Annotated in this window: 28 protein-coding genes and 2 pseudogenes; 10 read left to right on the forward strand and 20 right to left on the reverse strand. The window is 71.1% G+C overall.

Annotated features, from left to right (window positions below; all coding sequences use genetic code 11):
* Window positions 1-13: 13 nt before the first annotated feature.
* The 5 genes and pseudogenes from ABZU91_RS24600 to ABZU91_RS24620 form a co-directional block, all read right to left on the reverse strand.
* Complete coding sequence (locus ABZU91_RS24600) at window positions 14-1012, reverse strand: tyrosine-type recombinase/integrase (protein ID WP_355244772.1); 999 nt, start codon at window positions 1010-1012, stop codon at window positions 14-16.
* A gap of 301 nt (window positions 1013-1313) precedes the next feature.
* Window positions 1314-1739, reverse strand: a complete 426-nt coding sequence (locus ABZU91_RS24605; protein WP_355244774.1) for an Hsp20/alpha crystallin family protein — start codon at window positions 1737-1739, stop codon at window positions 1314-1316.
* 205 nt (window positions 1740-1944) lie between these two features.
* Window positions 1945-2238 (reverse strand): annotated as a pseudogene (locus ABZU91_RS24610) (GNAT family N-acetyltransferase); the annotation flags it as partial.
* Window positions 2239-2315: 77 nt separating this feature from the next.
* A complete protein-coding gene (locus ABZU91_RS24615) occupies window positions 2316-2852 on the reverse strand; it encodes a DUF2087 domain-containing protein (protein ID WP_355244777.1) in 537 nt (178 codons plus the stop codon).
* Window positions 2853-2935: 83 nt separating this feature from the next.
* The gene (locus tag ABZU91_RS24620; protein WP_355244780.1) at window positions 2936-3457 is read right to left on the reverse strand and encodes a MarR family transcriptional regulator; all 522 of its coding nucleotides are present in this window, start codon (window positions 3455-3457) and stop codon (window positions 2936-2938) included.
* Between the two features lie 69 nt (window positions 3458-3526).
* Here ABZU91_RS24620 and ABZU91_RS24625 point away from each other — a divergent pair, with 69 nt between their 5' ends.
* Window positions 3527-4759 (forward strand): MFS transporter, encoded by a 1233-nt coding sequence (locus tag ABZU91_RS24625; RefSeq protein ID WP_355244783.1) that lies wholly within the window; start codon window positions 3527-3529, stop codon window positions 4757-4759.
* A gap of 22 nt (window positions 4760-4781) precedes the next feature.
* Here ABZU91_RS24625 and ABZU91_RS24630 read toward each other — a convergent pair whose 3' ends face one another.
* The gene (locus ABZU91_RS24630) at window positions 4782-4973 is read right to left on the reverse strand and encodes a DUF397 domain-containing protein (RefSeq protein WP_355244786.1); all 192 of its coding nucleotides are present in this window, start codon (window positions 4971-4973) and stop codon (window positions 4782-4784) included.
* Entirely contained in the window at window positions 4964-5734 is a 771-nt protein-coding gene (locus ABZU91_RS24635) for a DUF5753 domain-containing protein (RefSeq protein ID WP_355244789.1), read from the reverse strand. The genes ABZU91_RS24630 and ABZU91_RS24635 overlap by 10 nt, the downstream gene beginning before the upstream one ends.
* A 198-nt stretch (window positions 5735-5932) precedes the next feature.
* On the opposite strand from ABZU91_RS24635, the gene ABZU91_RS24640 reads away from it, so the two are divergent.
* Window positions 5933-6196: a flavin reductase gene (locus ABZU91_RS24640; RefSeq protein WP_355244792.1), complete on the forward strand. Its 264-nt coding sequence runs from the start codon at window positions 5933-5935 to the stop codon at window positions 6194-6196.
* A gap of 9 nt (window positions 6197-6205) precedes the next feature.
* On the opposite strand, the gene ABZU91_RS24645 is transcribed toward ABZU91_RS24640, so the two are convergent.
* The 5 genes and pseudogenes from ABZU91_RS24645 to ABZU91_RS24665 form a co-directional block, all read right to left on the reverse strand.
* On the reverse strand, window positions 6206-6826 hold the full coding sequence (locus tag ABZU91_RS24645) for a hypothetical protein (RefSeq protein WP_355244795.1): 621 nt from the start codon (window positions 6824-6826) through the stop codon (window positions 6206-6208).
* Between the two features lie 60 nt (window positions 6827-6886).
* Complete coding sequence (locus ABZU91_RS24650) at window positions 6887-7486, reverse strand: GNAT family N-acetyltransferase (RefSeq protein ID WP_355244798.1); 600 nt, start codon at window positions 7484-7486, stop codon at window positions 6887-6889.
* Between the two features lie 24 nt (window positions 7487-7510).
* The gene (locus tag ABZU91_RS24655; RefSeq protein WP_355244907.1) at window positions 7511-7813 is read right to left on the reverse strand and encodes a DUF664 domain-containing protein; all 303 of its coding nucleotides are present in this window, start codon (window positions 7811-7813) and stop codon (window positions 7511-7513) included.
* Between the two features lie 56 nt (window positions 7814-7869).
* Window positions 7870-8016, reverse strand: a pseudogene (locus ABZU91_RS24660) (Mini-circle protein); the annotation flags it as partial.
* The gene (locus ABZU91_RS24665) at window positions 8013-9044 is read right to left on the reverse strand and encodes an aldo/keto reductase (protein ID WP_355244801.1); all 1032 of its coding nucleotides are present in this window, start codon (window positions 9042-9044) and stop codon (window positions 8013-8015) included. The pseudogene ABZU91_RS24660 and the gene ABZU91_RS24665, both read right to left, overlap by 4 nt.
* A gap of 110 nt (window positions 9045-9154) precedes the next feature.
* Here ABZU91_RS24665 and ABZU91_RS24670 point away from each other — a divergent pair, with 110 nt between their 5' ends.
* Window positions 9155-10708 carry a glycosyltransferase family 39 protein gene (locus ABZU91_RS24670; RefSeq protein WP_355244804.1) on the forward strand — a complete coding sequence of 518 codons (1554 nt, stop codon included), beginning with the start codon at window positions 9155-9157 and terminating at the stop codon, window positions 10706-10708.
* Window positions 10709-10714: 6 nt separating this feature from the next.
* Here the strand turns inward: ABZU91_RS24670 and ABZU91_RS24675 are convergent, their stop codons facing one another.
* The gene (locus tag ABZU91_RS24675) at window positions 10715-11200 is read right to left on the reverse strand and encodes an Rrf2 family transcriptional regulator (protein WP_355244807.1); all 486 of its coding nucleotides are present in this window, start codon (window positions 11198-11200) and stop codon (window positions 10715-10717) included.
* A 129-nt stretch (window positions 11201-11329) separates the two neighbouring features.
* Here ABZU91_RS24675 and ABZU91_RS24680 point away from each other — a divergent pair, with 129 nt between their 5' ends.
* From ABZU91_RS24680 to ABZU91_RS24690, 3 genes are all read left to right on the forward strand, one after another.
* The gene (locus ABZU91_RS24680) at window positions 11330-12064 is read left to right on the forward strand and encodes an NAD(P)H-binding protein (protein WP_355244810.1); all 735 of its coding nucleotides are present in this window, start codon (window positions 11330-11332) and stop codon (window positions 12062-12064) included.
* Window positions 12065-12126: 62 nt separating this feature from the next.
* Entirely contained in the window at window positions 12127-12708 is a 582-nt protein-coding gene (locus ABZU91_RS24685) for an NTP transferase domain-containing protein (RefSeq protein WP_355244813.1), read from the forward strand.
* A 32-nt stretch (window positions 12709-12740) separates the two neighbouring features.
* Complete coding sequence (locus tag ABZU91_RS24690; RefSeq protein ID WP_355244816.1) at window positions 12741-13202, forward strand: HNH endonuclease; 462 nt, start codon at window positions 12741-12743, stop codon at window positions 13200-13202.
* Window positions 13203-13234: 32 nt separating this feature from the next.
* Here ABZU91_RS24690 and ABZU91_RS24695 read toward each other — a convergent pair whose 3' ends face one another.
* Window positions 13235-13651: a cupin domain-containing protein gene (locus ABZU91_RS24695; RefSeq protein ID WP_355244819.1), complete on the reverse strand. Its 417-nt coding sequence runs from the start codon at window positions 13649-13651 to the stop codon at window positions 13235-13237.
* A 51-nt stretch (window positions 13652-13702) separates the two neighbouring features.
* Between ABZU91_RS24695 and ABZU91_RS24700 the strand changes: the two genes are divergently transcribed.
* The 4 genes from ABZU91_RS24700 to ABZU91_RS24715 all read left to right on the forward strand — a co-directional run bounded on the left by ABZU91_RS24700 (window position 13703) and on the right by ABZU91_RS24715 (window position 16826).
* Window positions 13703-14695: a helix-turn-helix domain-containing protein gene (locus tag ABZU91_RS24700; RefSeq protein ID WP_355244822.1), complete on the forward strand. Its 993-nt coding sequence runs from the start codon at window positions 13703-13705 to the stop codon at window positions 14693-14695.
* Window positions 14696-14991: 296 nt separating this feature from the next.
* Window positions 14992-15366: a phosphotransferase gene (locus ABZU91_RS24705; RefSeq protein WP_355244825.1), complete on the forward strand. Its 375-nt coding sequence runs from the start codon at window positions 14992-14994 to the stop codon at window positions 15364-15366.
* Between the two features lie 28 nt (window positions 15367-15394).
* Window positions 15395-16108, forward strand: coding sequence for an AraC family transcriptional regulator (locus tag ABZU91_RS24710; protein ID WP_355244828.1), 714 nt, complete (start codon window positions 15395-15397; stop codon window positions 16106-16108).
* A 58-nt stretch (window positions 16109-16166) separates the two neighbouring features.
* The gene (locus tag ABZU91_RS24715) at window positions 16167-16826 is read left to right on the forward strand and encodes a dihydrofolate reductase family protein (RefSeq protein WP_355244831.1); all 660 of its coding nucleotides are present in this window, start codon (window positions 16167-16169) and stop codon (window positions 16824-16826) included.
* A 59-nt stretch (window positions 16827-16885) separates the two neighbouring features.
* Here ABZU91_RS24715 and ABZU91_RS24720 read toward each other — a convergent pair whose 3' ends face one another.
* The 6 genes from ABZU91_RS24720 to ABZU91_RS24745 form a co-directional block, all read right to left on the reverse strand.
* Window positions 16886-19801 carry a tetratricopeptide repeat protein gene (locus tag ABZU91_RS24720; RefSeq protein ID WP_355244834.1) on the reverse strand — a complete coding sequence of 972 codons (2916 nt, stop codon included), beginning with the start codon at window positions 19799-19801 and terminating at the stop codon, window positions 16886-16888.
* Window positions 19802-19811: 10 nt separating this feature from the next.
* Window positions 19812-20249, reverse strand: a complete 438-nt coding sequence (locus ABZU91_RS24725; protein ID WP_355244837.1) for a hypothetical protein — start codon at window positions 20247-20249, stop codon at window positions 19812-19814.
* Window positions 20250-20454: 205 nt separating this feature from the next.
* Window positions 20455-21051, reverse strand: coding sequence for a maleylpyruvate isomerase family mycothiol-dependent enzyme (locus ABZU91_RS24730; RefSeq protein ID WP_355244840.1), 597 nt, complete (start codon window positions 21049-21051; stop codon window positions 20455-20457).
* Window positions 21048-21488: an SRPBCC domain-containing protein gene (locus ABZU91_RS24735; protein WP_355244843.1), complete on the reverse strand. Its 441-nt coding sequence runs from the start codon at window positions 21486-21488 to the stop codon at window positions 21048-21050. Before ABZU91_RS24735 ends, ABZU91_RS24730 begins: the two co-directional genes overlap by 4 nt.
* 5 nt (window positions 21489-21493) lie before the next feature.
* On the reverse strand, window positions 21494-21832 hold the full coding sequence (locus ABZU91_RS24740) for a metalloregulator ArsR/SmtB family transcription factor (protein WP_355244846.1): 339 nt from the start codon (window positions 21830-21832) through the stop codon (window positions 21494-21496).
* Between the two features lie 67 nt (window positions 21833-21899).
* Window positions 21900-23357, reverse strand: a complete 1458-nt coding sequence (locus tag ABZU91_RS24745; RefSeq protein WP_355244849.1) for an FAD-dependent monooxygenase — start codon at window positions 23355-23357, stop codon at window positions 21900-21902.
* Window positions 23358-23385: the final 28 nt, after the last annotated feature.

The raw sequence follows: 23385 nt of genomic DNA on the forward strand, positions 1-23385 counted from the left end.
GGGGGTACGACGGTCAGGCGCGCCGGCGCGACCGGGCGGCCCACACCGCGTACGCCGGATCGCGGTCGAGGTTGTGGCGGTCCCGGTCGTATCGGCGGGTGGTCCGCGGGTCGGCGTGCCCCATGGCGTCCTGCACGTCTTCGAGGGGTACGCCCTCGGACCGGGCGGTGGTGGCGAAGGCGTGCCGCAGCGAGTGCGGGGACAGTCGCGCCCAGGCGGGGATGCCGGCGGCTCGGGCGAGGCGACGGACCATCCGGAACACCGAGTGCCGGTCGAGTCGTGCGCCGCTGGCGGTGACCAGCAGTGGCCCGGTCAGCTGCGTCACCGGCACGCCGGTGGCGGCCGCCCGTTGGGCCAGGTACGCGTCAACGGCGTAAGCGGTGCCCGGGGTGAGGGCGCGACGGCGCTGCTTGCCGCCCTTGCCGACGAAGCGCACGCTGCGGTGCCCGCGTTCGGTGCCAAGGTCGGTCAGGTCCAACGAGACCAGCTCACCGACCCGCAGGCCCAGGTCTGCCAGCAGCGCGATCGCCGCGCGGTTGCGGGCCGCCGTCGGGCCGGTCTCGGCGTCGGCCGCGGTGAGCAGGGCGTCCACCTCCTCGGGGGTCAGCCCGATGGTGGCGGAGTGGTCCCGGTCGACGCGGGGTCGGTCCGCGCCGGAGACCGGGTTGGCCGGCACGCCGCCGAGCTTGACGAGGAAGTCGTACCAGCTCGACAGGGCCGAGAGCCGGCGTGCGACGGTCGCCGGGGTCAACGGCCGGCCGCTGCGGGCGACGAGTGTGGACTCCAGCGTGCGGGCGTACTCGTTGACGTGCAGGAACGTGGCCCGCAGCGGGTCCAGGTCGTGGCCGGTGCACCAGCCGAGGAAGGCGGTGACGTCGCGCCGGTAGGCGTCGCGGGTGTGCTCGGACAACCGGCGGTTGCGCAGCCACGCCTCGGTGACGTCCATCGGCGCGCTCGGCAGGGCCGGGCGGGCGGTGGGGCGGGCGAGCACGGGCGCGTCGGAGAACACCATGTGAAAAAGGTTCTCAGCAGCGGATGGGATTGCCACGCAGGCGCGCCGACGGCCGGCACCCCGGTGTGGGCGCCGGCCGTCGAGGCGGTGGCTCAGGCGTTGATCTTGCACTTTCTGCGGCGACATTAAGTACATACAGCCTCATCACGACAACCCAAAGCGCAAGATCGCCGGCCCCCTCCCCCCACCACGCCATCCGTCGCATCGATCATGAAGTTATTGCCGGCTGGTTCGGCGTGTCTTGGCAATAACTTCATGATCGCCGGGGGCGGGGCGGGGGGTGGGGGCGGGGGGTGGGGGGTCAGGCGTTTATCTGTCGGTGTGCGTCGCCGTTGGCGGTGATGGTGACCCGGCGGGGCTTGGCCCGCTCGGCGACGGGGATGCGCAGCGTCAGCACCCCGTTTTCGTAGCCGGCCTCCAGCCGCTCGCTGTCGAGGGTGTCGCCCAGGAACAGTCGCCGGGTGAAGGTGCCCATCGGGCGTTCGGCGGCGACCAGTTCGACACCGTCGCCGGTGGGCCGACGCCGCTCGGCCCGCACGGTGAGCACGTTGCGCTCGACCGTGCAGTCGATGGTGTCGGGGTCGACGCCGGGCAGGTCGAACGCCGCGTAGAAGTTGTCCCCGTCGCGGTAGGCGTCCAGGTGCATCATCGCGGGACGGGCCGCCGTACCGAAGAACTGCTCGGCGAGCCGGTCCACCTCGCGGAACGGGTCGGTACGCATCAACATCGCTGTGCCTCCTCGGATCTCCTGGCCGAAGGTGATGAGTTGAGCCCGACTGACTCAACTTCCTCTTCTTTTTAGCGCCTTCCGAGCCGGGCGTCAACCTCTTCTCGAACCAGTGCTCGGCGTACGGACCCTGCGAGTACGCCGGGATCTCGACATAGCCGTGCCGGGCGTACAGCGCACGCGCCTCGACCAGGTCGGAGCGGGTGTCCAGGCGGATACGGTCCACCCCGGCCGCCCGCGCCCGCCGCTCGACGGCGGCCAGCAGCGCGGCGCCACCACCGGCGCCCCGGTGCGCGGAGCGGACGAAGACCCGGGTCAGCTCGGCCCAGTCGGCGTGCCACCGCAGCCCGGCGCAGCCCGCCAGGTCCGCGCCGCGGCGCGCGATCAGGAGCAGACCCCCGGGGTACGTCAGGTCGTCGCTGGGCATCTCGGCGAGCGCGGCGTCGACCTCGCCGGGCAGATCGGGGCGGCAGTGGTAGCGCACCACCATCTCGGTCATGTACTCGCGCAGCAGGAGTGTCGCGTCCGGATGGTCGGGCCGGACGGCACCGGTCACCCACTGCCGGACGGCCGTGGTCACGCGTTGTCCTCAGTGCCTGCGGTCCGCCGGTAGATGCCCTGCTCACGGGTCAGCAACCGCTCGTCCACCAGGTAGCGGCGCAGCGTGGCGTGGTCCGACGCGCCACCGGCGCACCACGGCTTGAGCGCGTCGTCGACGGCCCGCTCCGGATAGCGCGTGTCCGCCGCGAACGACCGCTGCGCGATGTGGGCCAGCAGCGTTCGCCGCCTCCCGCGCTGCGCCGGCATGCCCACCAGGACGTACCCGCGCAGGAACGCGCGCAGCACCGGGTCCTCGGTCGACTCGGCGTCGTCGGTCGGGCGACTGTCGCGTGCCGCCGCCCGCAGCGACGCCTCGTCGACCGCGAGCGTGCCGTCAGAGCCGGTGACGAGGCCCGCGTCGGCGAGACGGCGGAGGCCGGTGAGCACGACCCGCGCGGCCAGGCCGCTGCGCTGGGCGACCTCCGCCACGCTTGTCGATCCCAGCGCGACCGCCGCGAAGATTCGTCGCCGTCCGTCGTCGGCCAGGGCCCCGGCCAGAGCGTGCGCAGTCATGCCGGTCACCCTCCCATCGGCGTACGCGCACCGCCAGGAGATTTCGAGGTACGCCCCGCTGGCTGCCGGCTACCCAGCGGTGGTCAGGAATTGCTCGTCTGGGACGCGTCGGCGGGTTGCTCGGCGACGAGGAGCACCCGGCGTAGCAGGTCGGAGAGCACCCGTCGCTCCGCCGGGGTCAGCGCGCCGAGCAGCCGGTGCTCCTCGGCCCCCTGGCTCTCCATGGCCGCGCGCCACGCGTCCATGCCCGCGTCGGTGAGTTCCACGTCCACCCGACGACGGTCCACGGTGGACGGGATGCGGCGGACGAAGCCCCTCTTCAGCAGGGTGTCGACGCGTGCGGTGATCGAGGCCGGGGCCACCGACAGATCCGCGGCCAGGTCGGAGGGGGCCGCACGCCCTTGCCGGCCGGCGAGGGCGTGCAGGGTCTCGTACTCGTGTGGGGGCAGGTCGAAGTCGGCGAGGACCCGTTCCTTGACCGCGCGCAGGTGTCGGATCACGCGGATCATCCGCACCACCGCGCCCTCGATGTCCCGGTCGAAGTCGGGCACCACGGGGAGCCAGCGCTTGATGTGCTGGTCGACGGCATCTTCGGCGGCGGTCACGGCGCCAGCTTAGCTCAACACCGAAATATTCATTGCCGGAAGATTCGATGTCGAAGTATGTTCCTCGGCATGGCTCACCCTCTGCGCACCCGATCCTTCCGGCTGCTGTTCCTCGGCCGTACCGTCTCGGCGGTCGGGGACGCGGTGGTGCCCGCCGCTCTGGCCCTGGCCGTGCTGCGGGCCACCGGCTCCAGCGGGGCGTTGGCAGTCGTCCTGGCTGCCGCGATGGTGCCCCGGCTGCTCCTGCTGCCGCTCGGCGGTGTCGTCGCCGACCGGTTCGCCGCCCGCCGGGTCGCCCTGCTGGCCGACCTGGTGCGCTGCGGGACCCAACTCGCGGTCGGCGCGGAACTGCTCGGCGGCGACCCGTCGCTGACCACCGTCGTGGTGGCGTCCGCGCTCGGCGGCACCGCGTCGGCGTTCGCCATCCCGACCGCATCGCCCCTGGTGGCCGGCACCGTCGTGGCGGCCGACCGGCAACGGGCCAACGCGCTGATGGGAGTCACCGCCAACGCCAGCCGACTGCTCGGCCCGGCCCTGGCCGGGGCGTTGATCTGGGCCGCCGGGCCCGGTTGGGCGTTCGTGATCGACGGCGGCTCGTTCGCGCTCAGCGCCGCCCTGCTCGCGCTGGTCCGGGTCGAGCACGTGCCGGTGCCACGCCGATCGGTCCTGGCCGACCTGCGCCACGGCTTCGGCGAGGTACGCGCCCGCGACTGGTTCTGGACCAGCCTGCTGGGGCACGGCATGTGGAACGGCGCGGCCGCCGTGCTGATGACCCTCGGGCCGGCTGTCGCCATCGACCGTCTCGGCGGCGAGGTGACCTGGGTGCTGCTGTTGCAGGCCGGCGCGATCGGCATGCTCGTCGGCTCGCTGCTGGCCGGGCGGGTCCGGCTACGCCGACCGGTGCTGCTGGCCAACATCGGGCTGGCCACCTACGCCGTGCCGCTGTTCCTGCTCGCCGTGGCCGCGCCCGCCCCGGCCGTGATCGTCACGTACGCCGTGGCGCTGACCGCCCTCGGCTATCTCAACCCGGTCTGGGAGACCGTCGTGCAGCACCACTTCCCGCCGGAGGTCCTGGCCCGCGTCACCTCGTACGACTGGCTGGTGTCGCTGGCCGCCATGCCACTGGGCTACGCGCTGGCGCCGCTGGCCGCCGACTCGTTCGGCACGCCCGTACCCCTGGTGGTCGCCGGCCTGCTGGTCCTCGTCGCCTGCGGCGGCACCGTGCTCGTGCCCGGCGTACGCCGGCTCACCTGGCCGACCGCCCACGAGCCGCAACCGGCCGAACCGGCCGGCGTGCGCTGACCAGGCCGGCCAAGGTGGACGGTCAGCCGGCGGCGCGGGCCATGGCGACGAAGCCGCGCCAGGCGTCCGGGCGGAAGGTGAGCGTCGCGCCGTCGCGGTCCTTCGAGTCACGCACGAGCACCACGCCCGGAAGGTTGTCGGCGACCTCGACGCAGTTGCCGCCGTTGCCGCCGCTTCTCGTGCTCGTACGCCACCGCGCCCCGGTCATGTCCATGATCCCGCCGCTTCTCTGAGAAGGTCCAGGGAACGTCCCCGGGGCAGCGCCTCGCCGCGAATCCGCTCCCACCGCCGTTCCAGGCTAACAAGCTCCGATGGCGCGTCGAGGATCTGCGCCTGCGCGGCGCTGTCGACGTGCGCAAGGCGCGAGCCGTCCGGCAGGTCGGCGATGGTGAACGGCCCGTCGAGCCCGGGGTAGCTGGGCGCGTCCGCCGGAACGATCTGGAGTTGGACGGTGTCCGTCTCGACGTAGCCGAGCAGGCGCGTGAGCTGCGCCGCCATCAGCGCCCGGTCGTCGCCGACACGGCGGCGGAGAACCCCCTCGTCGAGCAGGGCGATGAGCAGCGGTCCCTCGGTCTCCCGCTCGATAATCGACTGCCGGTTCAGCCGCGCCTCGGTGAACTCGTCGATCGCAGCCGCGGTCAGCACCCCGCCGCCCAGGGTGGCCCGCGCGTACGCCTCGGTCTGGAGCAGCCCCGGCACCCACGCCAACTCGAACGACCGCAGCGTCACCGCCTCGCGTTCGATGTCGACCCAGGGTCGGAACCACACCGGTTCCCGGCGGCGGAGGGCGTCCGGCCACAGTGCCTCGGCGTCGCGGGCCAGCAGCTCGGCGACTGTCGCGCGGTGTCGACTCTGCGGGACGTGGCCCGGGTTCGCCCACCGGGCGACGGTCTTCGGGTGCACGCCGATCCGGTCGGCGAGGCTCTCGGCCGTGTGACCCGCCTCGGCGAGCGCGGCGACAAAGGCGTGATTCATACCGTTCCTTCCGGGGAGCAAAGGGGCTGCGCCACAGAAAACACGTAACGCTGTGTGCTTGTCCAGCGACTCCCGGGAAAGTGGGGTATCGACGGCGCGGCCGGCAGGGACCCGAACCCGGCGGACGCGTTCGCAGCGGGGGCCGCTGCCGCGACCGGAAGCGGCCCCCGCCTCCAGCAGCCGACCCAGGAGGAACGCGTGGCCCACACCGACGGAACGGCCCGGAGGCCGACACACTCCCCGTTGCGCCCGTCGTGGCGCTGCCCGGCCTGCGGCATCCTCTGGCCGTGCTCGACCGCGAAGCTGCGCCTGCTCGGCGAGTACCGCGAGGACCGCCCGGGTCTGGTGACGCACCTGGCGGCGGTCCAGAAGGAGGCCGAGGCCGATCTCGCCAGGCTCAACCCCGACGTGGCGCTACCCGACCTGACCCCGCGTTTCGTCGGCTGGGCGCAGGCCCGCTGAGCGGATGGCCTAGTCGGCGTCGTGCTCGGTGATGAGTGCGGGAAACCAGGTGACGTCCAGTGGGGTGCCGTCGTGGTTGCCGCGGTTGTCGTTGACCATGTCGGCGACCCGCTGCGCGTCGTCGAGGGTGGTCAGCAGAGCGGCGCTCCCCGGCCGGATGCCGAGCTTGGTGCTGGCCTGGGTGTCCAGGCGGTAGCAGAGCCAACTGTGGAAGCGTCCGTCGATGAAGCCGAGCACCTCGAATCCGCGCGTCGTGCCGGGTGGGACAGCCGTGGGGTGCACGAGGTTCATCCGGACCGGATGCGGGAGGTCGTCGATCCACTCCTCAATGACGGTCATCAGCTCGGCGACCACTGCCGTCGGCACGCTCATGCTCAGCACGTGGACGGTGCGGGGGTCCGCCGGCGCGTGCCGGACGGCGTTCGCGGCCTGGCGCAGGGTCCGGTGCCAGGGCGCGAACAGCGACTGCTGCCACGGCTCGATGTCCTGGTCGGCGGGGAGGAAGTCGGCGAGGCAGTCGCTGACCGTAGGCACCGCGCTCGGTAGGTCGGCGGTCCAGCCCTCTCTGCCGGGCGTCCAGCAGAAGCCCGCGACGAACCCGGCCAGCACACAGTTCTCGGCGTCTGTCACCTGCTCATGATCGACGAAGCCGGCGTCCGGTGCCGAGAATTGTTCGGGCGGCCCTCGCGCTCAGGGAGTGACCGCAGGAGACCCGTCGGTGCGCAGTCGTGCGTGCTGGTGCATGTCGTGCCAGCCGTCGGCGTGCCGCATCGACTGACGCGCCACCCCCTCCACGGTGAAGCCGCCCCGCGTGGCGACCCGGCACGACGCCGCGTTGGCCGTCGAGTGGTTCAGCTCCAACCGGTGCAACCCCGCCTGCGCGAAGCTCCACCGGGTCAGCGCCTCCAGAGCCTCGGTGGCGAGCCCTCGACCGCGTGCGTCGGGCAGCAGCCAGTACGAAATCTGCGCCGACCCCTCGCTCAGCAGCACGTCCCGCAATCCGGTCTGGCCGACCGGCCGGTCGTCGTCCTCGACGATCGCCCAGCTCACGGCCGTCTCGGCGCGCCACCGGCCGGTCCACTGTGCCGTCCACGCCCTGGCCTCGGCGTCGTCGTCGAGCCGGAGCACGTGCCACCGCCGGATCGCCGGACAGTCGAAGGCGGCGCGTACGACCGGGGCGTCGTCGTCACGCCACGGCCGCAGCGCCAGCCCTGGACGTACCGGAAGGTGGGGTTGCTCCTGGGCGGCGAGACGCCCAGCGGGCAGGGCTGGGGTGACGAGCAGCGGCATCGGCCCATTATCGAGTAGTCGGTCTCACTCGCCGGTCGGGCCGCCCGCCAGCTCGGCGACCACGTCGAGGTGGCCCAGGTGGCGGGCGTACTCCTGCACGAGGTGGAACAGCACCCGTTCCAGCGACGCCGGGTCCGCGCCGTTCCAGCGCGGGCCCGGCGCACCGACCTCGGTCAGGTCGTGCGCCGTCACGACGGCCGTGGTGTGCGCGCCCTGCGCCCGCAGCGCCGCGACCAGATCGTCGCGGGTCTCGTCCGGGGCGACGTACCAGCGGTCGTCCCGACGATCACCCCACGGCTCGGCGACGTTCCGGCCCTCGAAGCCCACTCGATCCAGCGCAACTCGACGTGGCGCAGGTGTGTGAGCAGCTCCAGAGGGGTCCACCCGGACGGCAGCCGGCTGCTGCGCAGCTCCGACTCGTCCAGCGCCGACACCTTGGCCACCATCGACTCCCGGAAGTAGTCCAGGTAGCGCAGGAAGACCTCGGTGCGGCTGCCGGCCGGTGCGGTCGGCTCGGGGAAGGCAGTCATGAGCCGCTCGGCAGGTCACGACCGCGCTGGCGCACGCCCGCGCCGCCGTACGGGTAGTCACCGATCGGCGGCGCGCTCGCCTCGTCCAGCAGCCGCATCTGCGCCGCGTCGAGGACGAGGTCGGCCGCGGTCAGGTTGTCGTCGAGCTGTTCGGTGGTCCGCGCTCCGAGGATCACCGAGGTGACCGCCGGTCGTGCCGCCAGCCAGGCCAGCGACACCGCCGACATGGACACGTCCCGGTCCCGCGCGATCTGGCCGACCGCGTCGAGCACCCGCCAGGTGCGCTCCTGCGCGTTGCGACCCGCGTACGCCTCGACCCCGCGCTGCGGGTTCTCGCCGAGCCGGGTGGCGCCGGTGGGCGTGGAGTCGCGCCGGTACTTGCCGCTCAGCCAGCCTCCGCCCAGCGGCGACCACGGCAGGATGCCGATGCCCTCGTTCTCGCAGACCGGCACCAGCTCGAACTCGATCTCCCGGGCCAGCAGGTTGTACTGCGGTTGCAGCGAGACGATCGGGGTGAGGTTGAGGTGCTGGGTGAGCAGGGCGGCCTTCTGCAACTGCCAGCCGGTGAAGTTGCTGACCCCCGCGTAGCGGATCTTGCCGGCGCGTACGGCGTCGTCGAAGAACCGCAGCGTCTCGGGCAGTGGGGTCAGCGGATCCCACGCGTGCGCCTGGTAGAGGTCGACGGCCTCGACGCCGAGACGTCGCAGGCTCGCGTCCAGGGCACGGGTCAGGTGCACCCGCGACAGGCCGGCGTCGTTCGCCCCGGGGCCCATCGGGAACCTGCCCTTGGTGGCGATGACGAGGCGGTCGCGCGTGTCGGGCCGTGCCCGCAACCAGCGACCGACGATCTCCTCGGAGACGCCTGTGGAGTAGACGTCCGCGGTGTCGAGGAAGGTGCCGCCGGCCTCGACGAACCGGTCGAGCTGGGCGAAGCTGCCCTCCTCGTCGGTCTCCGCGCCGAAGGTCATCGTGCCGAGGCACAGGGTCGACACCACCGTGCCGGTGGCGCCCAGAGTGCGGTATCGCATGTCGTCCTCTCGGTCGAGTTGCAAAACTGATCTTCGCACCTGGTCAGAGCGTGTGCACCCGGAGGCTTCGCGGGCACCCACGCGGCGGCGTCACGGGCGATGATGGATCGGTGAGCGAGCCCGCCATCGACACCGACCGGCCGGACGCGCCGGCCCGGTCGTCCACATTGGTCGAGCTGCCGCAGCCCGGTCCGCGTACGCGGGGGCCGTGGCTGGTGGCAGCCCTGACCAGCGTGACGCTGCTCCTGCTCGCCGGGCGGTACGGCTATCACCGCGACGAGCTGTACTTCCTGCTCTGCGGCCGGCACCTCGACTGGGGTTACGTCGACCAGGGCCCGTTGGTCCCGGCGCTGGCCCGACTGCTCGACGAGATCGCGCCGGGCAACCTGGTGGTCCTGCGGACGCCGTCGGCGGTGCTGGCCGGGGGCGCGGTCCTGCTGGTCGCCGCCATCGCCCGCGAGCTGGGCGGCGGCCGGGGTGGGCAGAGCGTCGCGGCGGTGCTGGCCGCGCTGTCCGGCATCGTGCTCGCCAGCGGCCACCTGCTCAGCACCACGACCGTCGACCTGCTGGTCTGGCTCGCCGTGGCGTGGTGCGCGGTCCGGTTGCTGCGCACCGGCGACACCCGGTGGGCGCTCCCGCTCGGGCTGGTGCTCGGCGTGGGCATGCTCAACAAACTGCTGCCCGCTTTGCTGGCCCTGGGCCTGATCGCCGGTGTGGTGATCGCGGGACCGCGTCGGCTGCTGCGGGACAGATGGGTGCTCGCCGCCGCCGGGATCGCCCTGGTACTGGCCGCGCCGAACCTGGTCTGGCAGGCCGCACACGGTTTCCCGCAGCTCGGCGTGGCCGCCTCGATCTCCGACGGCGACAGCTCCTACAGCGGCCGCCTCGACGCGTTCACCCTCCAGTTCGTCATCATCAGCCCCTTCGCCGTACCGATCTGGATCGCCGGTCTCGTCGCGTTGCTGCGCCGGCCGACGTGGCGGCCGTACCGGGCGGTGGGTTGGGCCTGGCTTGTCGTGTTCGGCGTGGTCCTGGTGGCCGGCGGCAAGGGCTACTACGACGCTCCCCTGCTGCTGGTCCTCGCCGCCGTGGGCGCGGTGGTGACCGCCGCGTGGGCGTCGCGCGGCTCGACGTGGCTGCGCCGTGGGGCGCTCGCGGCGGGCGCGGCGCTGTTCCTGCTGCCCAACCTCGTGCTGCTGCTGCCGGTGCTGCCGGCCGACCGGCTGCCCGCCTTCGTGGTCGACGTCAACTACGACGCCGGGGAGACCATCGGCTGGCCGGCGTTCACCGACTCACTCGCCGCCGTCCACCGCGGCCTGCCGGAATCGGAACGCGCGCGAGCGGTCATCCTGACCGGCAACTACGGCGAGGCCGGGGCGGTCGCGCGGTACGGCCCGGCCCGAGGGCTGCCTCGGGCGTACTCCGGGCACAACAGCACTGTCGACTTCGGTCGGCCGCCCGCCGACGCGGACGTGGTCATCGCGGTCGGCTGGGAGCGCCCCGACGCGTTGAACGGCTGGTTCGAGCAGTGTGCGCTGGCCGCTCGGGTGGACCAGCGGGTCGAGGTGGCCAACGACGAGAACGGCGGCCCGATCCACGTGTGCCGAGGGCTGCGGCGTCCGTGGGCCGAGATCTGGGACACCGAGGTACGCCACGCCGGCTGAGCCTGGTCAGCCGGCGGGTTCGCCGGTGAGCCAGGCGCGGACGGTGGTCAGGGCCTCGGGGCCGGAGTCGTCGTCCACGTCGCGGGCGAGGTCGGCGATCGTGATGGCGGCCAGCGCGTCGCGCCACGCCGTCTCGGCGGTCCACATCGCGCGAGCGATCGGGCACGCGCTGGTGCAGGCGCTGGGCGGGGCGGCAAGCGGGCCGCGCTGGCGGATCTCGGTGCACACGAAGGCGGGGCCCGGCCCGTCGATGGCGTGGACCACGTCGAGCACGCTGATGCTCTGCGGTGCGCGGGTCAACGCGTAGCCGCCCGACTTGCCCTGCACGGAGTGGATGAGCCCCGCACGGGCCAGCGACTGGAGTTGCTTGGCGAGGTAGCTGCCGGAGATGTCGTGCAGCTCCGCGAGCCGGGCGGCCGGGACGGGCCTGCTGCTGGTGGTCAGCACGACGCAGCAGTGCAGCGCCCACTCGACCCCGCCGGACATCTTCATCGCCTCACCCTAGCCACCCCTGATACTCGGACCTGTTCTGTCCGAGTATAGTTCTCGGATATCAGAAGTCCGAGTTTGACGGCGCCGCTGGGGTGCCGGGACGGACGGGACACGGAAGGTAAAACGGACATGAAGATCGCCGTGATGGGCGGGACGGGCCTGATCGGGTCCCAGGTCGTCCAGATCCTGCGGACCGCCGGGCACGACGCGTTCGGGCACTCCCAGTCGACCGGAGTCGACCTCCTCACCGGGCAGGGCCTGCCCGAGGCACTCAAGGACGTCGACGTCGTCGTCAACCTCACGAACTCGCCGAGCTTCGACGACGCCTCGCCCGCCTTCTTCCAGAGCACGATGGACAACCTCCTGGGCGCCGCCGAGCAGGCCGGCGTCGGGCACGCGGTGATCCTGTCGATCGTCGGCGTCGACGAGGTGCCCGACCTGGCCTACTACCGCGCGAAGGTGCTCCAGGAGGACATCCTCAGGGCCAGCGCGGTGCCGTACTCGATCGTGCGCGCCACCCAGTTCTTCGAGTTCATGGACGCGGTCATGTCCTGGACCGCCGACGAGTCCGGCGTACGCCTGCCGAGCACCCCCGTGCAGCCGATGGCCGCGGCCGACGTCGCCCAGGCCGTCGCCGAGGTGAGCGTCGGCGCGCCCCTGCGGGGCGTCCGCAACGTCGCCGGCCCTGACGTGTTCGCACTCGACGAACTGGGTCGGATCACCCTCGCCGCGCACGGCGACCAGCGCGCCGTCACCACCGACGACACCGCCGGGATGTTCGCCGCCGTGCCGGGCGACGTGCTGATCGGCAACGAGGACGCCGTACTCGCGCCCACCTCCTACCGGGAGTGGCTGGCGCGCTGACCCGTGGTTGGGGCGTCCCGGGATGCGGGGCGCCCACCGGTCGCGCGGACTAGGCTCGGTCCATGGTCACGGCGGGTCTGCTCCTGGCGGCCGGCGCCGGCCGTCGGCTAGGCCAACCCAAGGCCCTCCTGCCGTATCGCGGCCGCCTCCTCGTGGACCACGCCGCCGAGATCCTCACCGCCGCCGGTTGCCAGCCGGTGCTCGTGGTGCTGGGCGCGCAGGCCGACCAGATCCGTGCCCGAACGCGGCTGCCCGACGTGGTGGTCAACGACGACTGGGCGACGGGCATGGGCTCGTCGCTGCGGGCAGGGCTGGCCGCGTTGGCGTCCAGCCCTGCCGCCGCCGCCGTCGTGGTCACCCTCGTCGACCAGCCCCACCTCACCCCCGAGGCGGTACGCCGCGTCGCCTGCGACGCCACCGCCGAATCCCTCACCATGGCCACCTACCGCGACGGGCGGCGCGGACATCCGGTGCTGCTCGGGCGCGAGCACTGGGCCGGAGTCGCCGGCGCGGCGACCGGTGACCGGGGCGCGCGCGACTACCTCCGCGCTCACGCCGCAGCCGTACGACTGGTGGACTGCGCCGACGTCGCCGACGACACCGACGTGGACCTACCCGACGAGGCCGCCGCCCTCCCCCGGTAGCCGCGCCGTCGGAACCTCGTACGCTGCGCCACATGCTCTCCGGCGTTCACGGGTTGTCCCGCCACTTCACCCCCGACAGCCTGCGGGAGCACCTGCTCGCCCGCTCCACCCGAGCCGAGACGGGCTGCCTCATCATCACCGGCTACGGCTCCCAGCGCGGTGTCCACCAGAAGGTCGCCGGACGCGCCTGGGCGCACATCGCCGCCTACGCCGTCTTCGTCGGCGACTACGACCCCGACCTCGAAGTCGACCACAGCTGCGGCGTCCCCGACTGCATCGAACCGACCCACCTGCGCCAGGTCACGCACGCCGAGAACTGCCGAACCCGCGAGCGCAACCCGCGCTGCCGCAACGGCCATGACCGGGAGATCGACCCCGGTACCGGCACGTACCGCCGGGTCTGCCGCGGCTGCAATCGGGACGCGCAGCGTCGGTGGCGACAGCGTCAGGCCGCCGAGGTCGCCGAGGCCCGCCAGACGTGCGGGCACAGCTAGGGAACCGCGCCCGCACGTCGTGGACGCCGCCGTCAACCAGCTTCCCGCTCCGCCCCGACGGTGAGGGCGTGCCCGGTCGTCGAGTCGACGTGCCCGGGGATCTCGTCGTGGCGATCACCCACGGTCGGTGTCCCGGTGGGCTCGAACATGAGGATCGCGGCTCCGGACGGGGAGTACGGCCTGTGCTCCGTCCCTCGGCGGACCGTGAAGACAGCGCCCTGCGGGAGCAGGACCGTGCGCTCGCCGTCGGGCTCGCGCAGGGAGATGCGCAGCTCACCGTCGAGGACCAGGAAGAACTCGTCGGTGTCGTCGTGGACGTGCCAGATGTGCTCGCCTTCGACCTTGGCGATCCGGACGTCATAGTCGTTGACGCGCGTGACGATGCGGGGGCTCCACAGGGCGTCGAAGGAGGCCAGAGCCTTGCCGAGAGAGATGGGTTCGCTGCTCATGGGCCAATCCTCAGCCGTTTCTACGACCCTCGTGAGTGCTAGGAATTGCACATGGCGAAAGAATCGTCGCAGGCGGCTGACGTGATGGGCGTACACCGGGTCGTCGTGATCGTGGACGAGAACTCGAACCCCTTCGAGCTCGGCTGTGCGACCGAGGTCTTCGGTCTGCGCAGGCCGGAACTCGGCCGCGACCTCTACGAGTTCCAACTCTGCTCCCCCGAGCCCCGCACGCTGATGCGGGACGGCTTCTTCACGCTCACGGGAGTCGCCGGCCTGGAAGCGGCCGACGCGGCGGACACCCTGATCGTTCCGAACCGCCCCGACACCGAAGTCCCACGCCGTCCCGCGGTCCTCGACGCCATCCGCCGGGCACACTCGCGCGGTGCGCGCCTGGTCGGCTTCTGCAGCGGCGCCTTCACACTGGCCGAGGCCGGAGTTCTCGACGGACGCCGGGCCACCGCGCACTGGCAGTGGGCAGACTCCTTCCGGGTCCGCTTCCCGTCTGTCCAGCTCGAAACGGACGTGCTGTTCGTGGACGACGGCGACATCCTGACCGCGGCAGGGAGCGCGGCCGCGCTCGATCTTGGGCTCTACGTGGTCCGCCGCGACCATGGCGCGGAGGTCGCCAACTCCGTGAGTCGGCGGCTGGTCTTCGCGGCGCACCGGGACGGTGGGCAGCGGCAGTTCGTGGAACGTCCCATGCCCCACCTGCCGGACGAGTCCCTGGCGCCCGTCCTGGCCTGGGCTCAGGAGCGGTTGGGTTCACCGCTGACTGTTCCTGGCCTTGCGGCACGTGCGGCGGTCAGTCCGGCGACGCTGCATCGCCGCTTCCAGAAGCAACTGGGCACGACGCCGCTGGCGTGGCTCACCGGGCAACGATTTGCGCTGGCGTGCCGGCTGATCGAGCGAGGTGAGTCCCGGTTCGAGGTGGTCGCGCGACACAGCGGGCTCGGCACCGCTGCCAATCTGCGCGCGCTGATGCGCCGCGAAACCGGCATCACACCGTCGGAGTACCAGCGCCGGTTCGGGTCGTCGGCGACCTGACCGCAGGTGGCTGCCGGCGACCGCTCACGCATGCCGCATCGGTGAAAACAACAGCCTGAGCACTTACGCATCTTAACTGTCATTATGATGCGTGTGCGGTATGCCCTGTTTGTGCGCATCAATTAACGGATTATCGTTACCGGCAATCCGTTAATTGAGCGCGAGCCGGAGCCTGGAACGCGGTGGCGTCGCCACCCGCACTCGTCGAGGATGTCCGGCACGAGCGGCCCCGGCGCGAACGCGGTCAACGAGCAGGAGGAGACGCTGCACGGGGGGCACCATGGGGGGCGCGACACGTGGTCTTCACCGACCGACGTGTCAGCGGAGTCATCGACTGGGATACCGCCTCGCCCGGGCGCCGGGCGTGGGACCTGGCGTATCTCGCCTATCGGCTGGTGCCGCTGGCGGATCCCGAGAACGGTGACGCCATCGACAGTCACCTGGGCGAGCGGGCGCGTCGTCTGCGCGTGCTCTGCGATGCCTACGGCTCGGAGCTGGGACCAGCGCATATCCTCCAGGTCGCAGTCGATCGACTACACGATCTCGCCGTCCTCACCGAGAGTCGGGCTGATCAGGGACAGGAGAACATCCGCAGTCACGTCGGGCTCTACCGACGCGACGCGAGTTGGATCACCGCGCATGCCGACGACCTGGGCCGAGGCATCGCCTGAATCAGCCAACCACGACGACGGAGGGGCCATGGCCTTACGGTTCGAACATCGTCCGGCCGACACGGACGCACGCATCGTCGACCGCGTGTGGCGCACCACCAGCGACGCCGAGGAGACGATGACGTCGGTGGCGCGTACGTGCTGCCACCTGATCGTCACGCGGACGGCCGGGCAACTCCTCGTCACGCTGCGCGGGCCGGAGACCAGGGCGACCACGGCACCGGTCCCACCGGACGCCGAGTTCCTCGGGGTCCGGCTCACGCTCGGTGCCGTCCTCCGGCCGCACCCCGCGACCTCGATCGTCGACAGCCACGTGTCCTTCCCGGTGACGCGCTCGGGTCGGGTGGTCATCGGCGGTGCGGACTGGGAGACGCCGACGTACGGGAACGTCGAGCAGTTCGTCCGACGCCTGCGCCTCGCGGGGCTGTTGGTGCCGTCACACCCGGCGGGCGCGGAGGTCGACCGTCACCGGTCCACGCGCACCCTCCAGCGGTACCACCGTGCAATGACCGGACTGTCGCAGACCGCCGTGACCCAGATCGACCGCGCGAACGCCGCAGCCACCATGCTGCGCGACGGCCTCGACTGGCGGGCGGTCGTCGACACGCTGGGCTACTTCGACCAGGCTCACCTGGCGCACGCGTTGCGCCGCTTCGTCGGACACACCGCGCGAGGGCTGGGAACGGGCAACAGTCCGGCGATGTCGTTCCTGTACAAGCCGGACCCGCGACCCGGCAGCTAACCTCCGTCGGCCGGCCACCAGGTGGCGGCCGGCCCGATTCACACAGACGGAGGAAACCGTGCTGCTCAGCGTCAACATCTTCGTGAGCCTCGACGGCGTCATGCAGGGGCCGGGCGCCCCGGACGAGGACCGCTCGGACGGATTCGAGCGGGGCGGATGGCTCGTCCCGCACATGTCCGCGCACACCAACGAGGTCATCGAGGGCTGGTTCCGTGCGGCCGACGCCTTCCTCTTCGGCCGCACGAGCTACGGCCTGCTCGGCGGGTACTGGCCGAAGGTCACCGCGCCCGACGACCTGATCGCCACCAAACTGAACACCCTGCCGAAGTACGTCGTCAGCGAGACGCTGACGGACGAGGAGGCCGACTGGAGTCCGACGACGGTGTTGCGCACCGACATCGTCGACGCGGTGCGCCGGCTCAAGGAACGTCCGGGCGGGGAACTCCAGGTGCACGGGAGTTGGCAGCTCGTGCAGACGCTGCACGAGGCCGGACTCGTCGACCTCTACCGGCTGCTGCAGTACCCGGTCGTCGTCGGAAGCGGGAAGCGACTGTTCCCGGACGGTACGACGCCCGCCACGTTCGCGGCGTCCGAGGACAGCGTGCGCGTGCTGCCCGGCGGCGTCGTGTCGCTGACCCTGACTCCGACGGCCCTCGGTGACCTCTCGACGGGCGCCTACACGGTTGACGGGGGGCGCTCGGTGCCGGTGCTCGGCTGACACCGACGAGTGGCGCAGGTCGTGGGGACGCGGCCGTCCCTGAAGGCAAACAGGGGTGCTCAATTCGTGGTTCTGATCGAGATCCTGTCGAGCTGCTGCCGAAGACCGTTCGCTTCGTCCCTGCGGCCAACTGCTTCCAGCACATCGGCCAGCGTCCGGTACGCGGAGAGTGCTCGGCCTGCGAACTCTTCCGGCATACGTTTGGCCAACGATCCGTAGAGCTGAGTCGCCTCGGTGATCGCCTTCAAAGCTTCGGACAGATTCTGCTTCACGTCTGCGCACACCGTGGCGTACGTCCACAACGACATGGCGAGGTCGGGTAGGTAGGCGTCCGGGTTCGTCTTGGCCAGCCGTCGCCGGATGGCCACGATTTCCCTGGCCGGGACTATGGCCCGTTCGCGGCGGCCCAGCGCGAACAGGATGCTGCCGACGCTGGTCAACGAGGTGGCGAGGTCGGCTAGGTAGGCGTCCGGATCTACCTCGGCCAGCCGCCGCCGGATGGCCACGGCTTCCTCGGCCGGGGCCAGGGCCTGGCCAGGGCGGCCCAGCGCGGACAGGTGGGCTGCGAGGTTGGTCAACGAGTCGGCGAGGTGGGGAAGGTGGACGTCCGGGTTCGTCTCGGCCAGCCGCCGCCGGATGGCCACGGCTTCCTCGGCCAGGGCCTGCTCAGGGCGGCCCAGCGCCGACAGGCGGAGGCCGAGGTTGTTCAGCGACAGGGCGAGGTCGGGTAGGTAGGAGTCCGGATTCGCCTCGGCCAGTACCCGGTAAGTGCCGGCGGCTGCCTGAGTCGCGGCCAGCGCCTGCTCACGGCGGCCCAACCGGGACAGACAGTTGCCGAGGTTGGTCAACGACAGGGCGAAGTCGGATACGTAGATGCCCGGGTTCGTCTCGGCCAGCCGCCGCAAGATGGCCACGGCTTCCTCGGATGGGGCCAGGGCCTGCCCGGGGCGGCCAAGCTCGGACAGGCAGGCGCCGAGGTTGGCCAACGACAGGGCGAGGTCGGATAGGTAGGCGTCCGGGTTCGCCTCGGCCAGCCGCCGCCAGGCGGCCACGGCCTCCTCGGACACGCCCAGAGCCCCCGCTAGGCGGCCCAGCCGGGCTAGGACGGCAGCGACGTTGTTCAGCGACGCGGCAAGAATGGGTAGGTAGGCGTTCGGGTCTGCCGCGGCCAGCCGACGGACGATGGTGGCGGCCTCCTGAACCAGAGCCACGGCCTGCTCGCCGCGACCCAGCTCGGACAGGCGGAGGCCGAGCTCGTTCAACGAGGTGGCGAGGTTTTCCTGGTGGGCGTCCGGGTCTGCCTCGGTCAGCCGCCGCCAGGTGGCCACGGCCTCCTCGGCCACGGCCAGAGCCTCCTCCCGGCGGCCGGCACGGGCAAGGCGGAAGACCTGATTGGACTGCAGAACGGCTTGCTCGGCGGGATCAGTGGTGTGGGCGAGACGGTGCGCGGTCAGCACGCTGGTGACGGCGGCCGCGGCGATGTCATAGTTTATGTGCCTGTCGGCCGGTAGCAGAGGTTCGATGCTCTCCAGCACCTCGATACTCACGGATCGGCTGGTAGCGAGAGCGGTCAACGCGGTGCCGCCCGCTCTGATCGCGAGATCGGGATATTTGCGTAATAGCGGGTAGAGGAGAGTGCTGCCCACGTGGGGCCAGCGGTCAGCGGCTGCGGCGAGGAACGTGACCGATCGGGAGAGCACCGAGCTTGTCGAGTCGTCCTGGGAGCGGGCGGTCAGGAGAGCGGTTGCGGTGGCGGGTGCCCAGTTCTGCGCGGGGTAGTCGATGTGGTGTCCCGGCAGGGTGAGTGCGAGGAAGTCCTCGGTGAGCCGGTCCGGGTAGAGGGGTTCCAGGACGGTTGGCTGGTTGGGTTCGGCGGGTGGATAGCAGACCGTGTGGTCGCGGAGGACCTGTTCGACATCTGGTCCGATACCGAGGTGTTCGAGAAGCTCGGCGCCGGCGGTGCGGTCGAGTGCGCCGGTGAGGGCAGCGGTGAAGACGGCGTGGTTCATCACGTCGCCCGGGGTCCGATAGTCGCTCCCTGTTCCCGTGATGCCGTCGTGGTAGAGCCGTCGCCAGTGCAGTTGTTCCCGATTGAGCAGGTACCGGGTCAGGGCGTCCATGCCTTCGGGAGGCCGCTCGCCGCTGACAGCGGCGTCGACGGCGACCAGGGCGGCCATGTGTACGGCGAGGGTGAGCCCGAACTCGGGACTGTCGAGCTGGACCGAGGGCAGGATCGTGGTAGGGCGGGGATGCCGGTAAATGGCGGCGAACCGATCGCGGGCCGCGGTGAACATGGTGGGTCGGGCGTGATCGGTGGGCAGGTCGGGGAGCCGCTGGGCGCTCGTGTAGCCCCGATAGTTGTCGAGGATGGCGCTGATCGCCGGCCACGTGTCCAGGCTGCGGCCGATCATGAGAACTCGGGTGGGGACGCCGACCTGGTGAAGGAGGGCGTTCTTGAGCAGCCAGGTGAGGTTGCTCAACAGCCACCGGTCGGCGTAGTCAACCACGAGAAGCAGCCCCGCGGTCCCGGTCAGGGCGAGGTCGTGGCTGCCGGGCTCGGGCCGGTCGGCGTCGGGGCCGTGGAACGCGGCAACCACTCTCCAGCCGGCGGTGAGCGACTCGGCGGCGAGTTGGGCGGCGAGACGGGTCTTGCCCTGCCCGCCGGGCCCGTGCAGCCAGCGCACGCTCAGCTGCGGCGGTCCGCTGTCGCGCCACTGCCGCAGGTCGGCGAATTCTTGATCGCGGCCGGTGAACGGCACCACGGCGCGACGGGCGTTGAGCATGCGGCTGGGCATCTGCCGCAGCCAGTCCACGTCGGCGTCCGGTTCCGGCTGCCAGTTGGCCAGCAGGTAGAGCGGTTCGCCGTTGGCGAAGACATGGATGTCGGCGTTGATCACGCCGTAGGCGAACCCGCCGACCGACGTGACCTGCTGGAACGAGGGTTCTGGTCCATCTGCCGTGACCACGCGATCCATCGACTCCCGCTCACGCTTCCGTCAACGGTGGCGCCTCGTGGTAGATGATGTTGCCGTTCTGGACGCCGAACGCCAGTCCGTGGTCACGGGCCACAATGTTCTGGATCTGCACCTTCTGCTCGGCGGGTAGCCGAGCGGTGAGCTCGGTGACAAGAGCCTGCAGGTCGTCGATGACGGTCGGGTCGTCTTCGACGAGATCCTGCAACCGGGTCAGCCATTGCGGCTGCTGCTGGGCCCGGACCTCGACCTGCTTGTCCGGCGGTGCCTGCTCCACGGTGGCCGCCAGCGCGTCGAGCCGACGCGCGGCCTTCGCCTCCTGGTCGGCGCGACCGCGTCCGAACAGCCGGATGAACCCCGGGCGAGCCAACCCGTTCCACACGTCCGTAGCGGCGGCGGTCACCAGCGTCGTGGCGCCGATGGCCAGCACCGCCTGAATATCCGGGGTCACGTCTCTCCTCGCCGGTGGTAGGCGCACTCTCGTTCTGTGGCGACCGAGTTGGCGTCACCGTCTCGAACCCGAGAACCGAAGCCGATCGACGCACCGAACGTCCAGATCGACATCCTGGCACCATCGTGGAGCGCCGTCGCCACCTGCGTAATTACCCGGACAGGACACACAACTTCGCGGTCGGTCATGGTTCGATATCGTGGCGTCAGCCCCGGGGCAGGCTCCGGCCGTCGGGCAGCGTTCGACCGCTCAGCAGCGCCACCAGAGAGCCACTGTCACCACGGACGACCTCACCGCTCCCCCAGCGCCGATCCGTGTCGGTCGCTTCGAGTCGGACACCGGCCAGGTCTATTCCGAAGATGGCGCCGCTTGCGTTGGTGAGAGTGTCCAGGACGCTGCGGACCGCGCCTGCCGGTGCGACCGTGGGCCGGTCGAGAGCGATCGTCACGTCCAGGGAGTGGATGACGGCGTGACTCAGCGCGCCCGCGGCACCGCCGCCCGGCGGCTGCCAGGCGTGCAGTGTCGGCGATCGGAGTTGATCGAGGAGGTCGGTGCGGGGCAGCGCCGCGCCGCGCGTGGCCATGCTGTTGGAGAGCACCGTGAAGTCACCGCCGGCTGCGGCCATCTCGGTGGCGAACTCCACGGGCGTCAGCCGCGCCGGCATCGTGACGTGCGCGACGACGTGCCGCACCAGCCAGTTCTCGCACAACGTGGGCGCGTCCCAGATGTCGATGGCCGCGGTCGCGAGGAGGTCGGCGAGTCCTCGGTAGGTCAACGCGACCCAGGGCTGCGGGTCCGTCATGACTGATCCTTTCGCGTGAGCTGCGCGAGGCGTTCCGCGAGCTTGTCGAGTGAGGTGGTGAAACCGGCGCGGGCAGCGGGCGTACGCATCGTCTCGGGCACGTGCCGCTGGTGGATGACGACCGCGGTTTCGCCATCGCCGAGGTCGTGAAACGTGCTGGTCGTGTGCATCCCGGTCGCCGGCTCGACCCAGGCGAGCAGCTCGGGCGCAACGATCTCGGTGAACGTGGCGACCATCCGGTAGCTGCCCTGGTCTCCGATCATCAGGGTCTCGAACCGACCCCCCGGCCGGAGGTCGACGACGATGCCCTCGACCGGTGTCACCATGCCGCGCGGTCCCCAGAACTGCGCGAGTTCGTCGGGCTCGGTGAGGCACCGCCACACAAGTTCGCGCGGCGCGCGGAAGACCCTCCGGTAGACGAGTTCGCCGTCACCCACGGACTTCAGCCTTCCTGCAGGTGGGCGAGATGCGTCTCCAGGCGGTCCAGGCGATCCGCCCAGGCCTGGCGGCTCTGCTCGATCCAGGACAGCGCGGCCTCCAGCGCCGCAGGTTCGAGGCGACACGGCCGGCTCTGCCGGTGCCGCCCCTGACTGATCAGGCCGGCCCGCTCGAGCACACGGATGTGCTGCGACACGGCCTGCATGCTCATCGCGTACGGCTCGGCCAGCTCCTTGACCGTCGCCTGGCCGGTGGTCAGCCGAGTCACGATGTCGCGCCTGGTCCGATCGCTCAGTGCCGTGAACAGCGCATCGAGCTGCTGGTCGTCGAGGGTCACGCTCATGACCCTTATCCAAGCAAAAGCTTTATAAAGCGTCAACTTGAATAAGGGTCATGAGCGTGACTCGTCCTCACGGCATGGAACTGCCGAACCACCGGGCGAGATGGTCGTCGAGGTTCCGCTGCTCGTCGCCGATCCAGGCGACGTAGCCGTCGGGACGCAGCAGGAGGCACGGGACGTCGACCGCCGCTCCGGCGTCCTCGAGATGATCGACCCGGTCCTTCCAGCCGTCGACAGTCAATCGACCGGTGCGGTCCAGCAGCAGGCCACGCCCGCGGTGCAGCAGACCGTAGAGGTTGCCCTGTCGCAGGTCGACGTCGGGCAAGCGGCGGCCGAGCAGATCGGGGCCCTCGCCCACGTCGTAGCGGATGGCGGTGCCGGCGATCTTCTCCAGGAGATGGCGGTTCACCTCGTCGAAGTCCATCAGCTCGGTGAGCAGCCGGCGTACGGCCCGCGCGCCCGGTTCGTCGGCCAGCAGTTGTGTCTGGGCGCGGGTGTTGTCCAGCACGTCGGCGGCGACCGGACGGCGTTCGGCCTGGTAGGTGTCCAGCAGGGTGTCCGGTGCCCACCCGCGGATCTGTGCGGCCAGTTTCCAGCCGAGGTTGACCGCGTCCTGCAGTCCCAGGTTGAGGCCCTGCCCACCGATGGGTGGGTGGATGTGTGCCGCGTCGCCGGCCAGCAGGACCCGCCCGACCCGATACCGTTCGGCCAGCCGGGTGGCGTCGCCGAAGCGGGACACCCAGCGCGGGGAGTGCACGCCGAAGTCGGTTCCGACGACGGCTCGCAGCTGTTGCCGGAAGTCCTCGATGGTGGGTGGTACCGCGCGGTCGCTGAGGCCCGCGGCGGGGACGACGATGCTGTAGAGGCCGACACCGACGGGTCGGACCCAGAATCGGTGCTGCGTTCCGCCGACCGCGGCGACGGTGGCGGCGATTTCCTCCGGTGAGACGCCCGCCTCCATCTCGCCCATCAGCGTCTCGCTCCGCGACGGCTCGCCGGGGAAGCCGACGCCGAGGAGCTTGCGCACCGCGCTGCGGGCACCGTCGCAGCCGACGAGGTACCTGGCGCGCAACTGTTCCCCGTCGGACAGTTCGACGGTCACACCCTCGTCGTCCTGCGCGAGACCGGTGACCGCCCGGCCGCGCCGGACCTGCGCGCCCAGATCGGTGGCATGTTCCGCGAGCAGACGTTCGATGACCGGCTGCCGGATGCCCAGCAGGTAGGCGTACGGGGAGTCGAGCCCTGAGGGCGCGGGTTTGTCGATGGCGGCGAAGAAGCCGGCGGCCGGACGTCGCCTGCCGTGCGCGAGCATGCGGTCCAACAGGCCGCGCATCGCCAGCACCTCGAGGCTGCGGATGTGCAGGCCGACGATGCGGACGGCGGACGGTGGCTCGGTCTCCTTCTCGACGACGAGGACCCGCACGTCGTGCAGGCGGAGTTCGGCGGCGAGCATCGCGCCGGTCGGCCCGCAGCCGACGATGATCACGTCGACGGGATGCCGGGAGGGATCGAGGTGTGCGGAGGACACAGGATGGGCCTTTCGAGAGTGCCGTGGT

This window comes from Micromonospora sp. NPDC005174 (assembly GCF_040608495.1).
Classification (GTDB): Bacteria; Actinomycetota; Actinomycetes; order Mycobacteriales; family Micromonosporaceae; genus Micromonospora.

What these genes read in the sequence shown, in the direction of transcription:
- ABZU91_RS24600 (WP_355244772.1), bottom strand. Translation starts at nt 1,012, where the DNA reads ATGGTGTTCTCCGACGCGCCCGTGCTCGCCCGCCCCACCGCCCGCCCG.
- ABZU91_RS24605 (WP_355244774.1), bottom strand. Translation starts at nt 1,739, where the DNA reads ATGTTGATGCGTACCGACCCGTTCCGCGAGGTGGACCGGCTCGCCGAG.
- ABZU91_RS24615 (WP_355244777.1), bottom strand. Translation starts at nt 2,852, where the DNA reads ATGACTGCGCACGCTCTGGCCGGGGCCCTGGCCGACGACGGACGGCGA.
- ABZU91_RS24625 (WP_355244783.1), top strand. Translation starts at nt 3,527, where the DNA reads ATGGCTCACCCTCTGCGCACCCGATCCTTCCGGCTGCTGTTCCTCGGC.
- ABZU91_RS24630 (WP_355244786.1), bottom strand. Translation starts at nt 4,973, where the DNA reads ATGGACATGACCGGGGCGCGGTGGCGTACGAGCACGAGAAGCGGCGGC.
- ABZU91_RS24635 (WP_355244789.1), bottom strand. Translation starts at nt 5,734, where the DNA reads ATGAATCACGCCTTTGTCGCCGCGCTCGCCGAGGCGGGTCACACGGCC.
- ABZU91_RS24650 (WP_355244798.1), bottom strand. Translation starts at nt 7,486, where the DNA reads ATGCCGCTGCTCGTCACCCCAGCCCTGCCCGCTGGGCGTCTCGCCGCC.
- ABZU91_RS24665 (WP_355244801.1), bottom strand. Translation starts at nt 9,044, where the DNA reads ATGCGATACCGCACTCTGGGCGCCACCGGCACGGTGGTGTCGACCCTG.
- ABZU91_RS24675 (WP_355244807.1), bottom strand. Translation starts at nt 11,200, where the DNA reads ATGAAGATGTCCGGCGGGGTCGAGTGGGCGCTGCACTGCTGCGTCGTG.
- ABZU91_RS24680 (WP_355244810.1), top strand. Translation starts at nt 11,330, where the DNA reads ATGAAGATCGCCGTGATGGGCGGGACGGGCCTGATCGGGTCCCAGGTC.
- ABZU91_RS24685 (WP_355244813.1), top strand. Translation starts at nt 12,127, where the DNA reads ATGGTCACGGCGGGTCTGCTCCTGGCGGCCGGCGCCGGCCGTCGGCTA.
- ABZU91_RS24690 (WP_355244816.1), top strand. Translation starts at nt 12,741, where the DNA reads ATGCTCTCCGGCGTTCACGGGTTGTCCCGCCACTTCACCCCCGACAGC.
- ABZU91_RS24695 (WP_355244819.1), bottom strand. Translation starts at nt 13,651, where the DNA reads ATGAGCAGCGAACCCATCTCTCTCGGCAAGGCTCTGGCCTCCTTCGAC.
- ABZU91_RS24700 (WP_355244822.1), top strand. Translation starts at nt 13,703, where the DNA reads ATGGCGAAAGAATCGTCGCAGGCGGCTGACGTGATGGGCGTACACCGG.
- ABZU91_RS24710 (WP_355244828.1), top strand. Translation starts at nt 15,395, where the DNA reads ATGGCCTTACGGTTCGAACATCGTCCGGCCGACACGGACGCACGCATC.
- ABZU91_RS24720 (WP_355244834.1), bottom strand. Translation starts at nt 19,801, where the DNA reads ATGGATCGCGTGGTCACGGCAGATGGACCAGAACCCTCGTTCCAGCAG.
- ABZU91_RS24730 (WP_355244840.1), bottom strand. Translation starts at nt 21,051, where the DNA reads ATGACGGACCCGCAGCCCTGGGTCGCGTTGACCTACCGAGGACTCGCC.
- ABZU91_RS24740 (WP_355244846.1), bottom strand. Translation starts at nt 21,832, where the DNA reads ATGAGCGTGACCCTCGACGACCAGCAGCTCGATGCGCTGTTCACGGCA.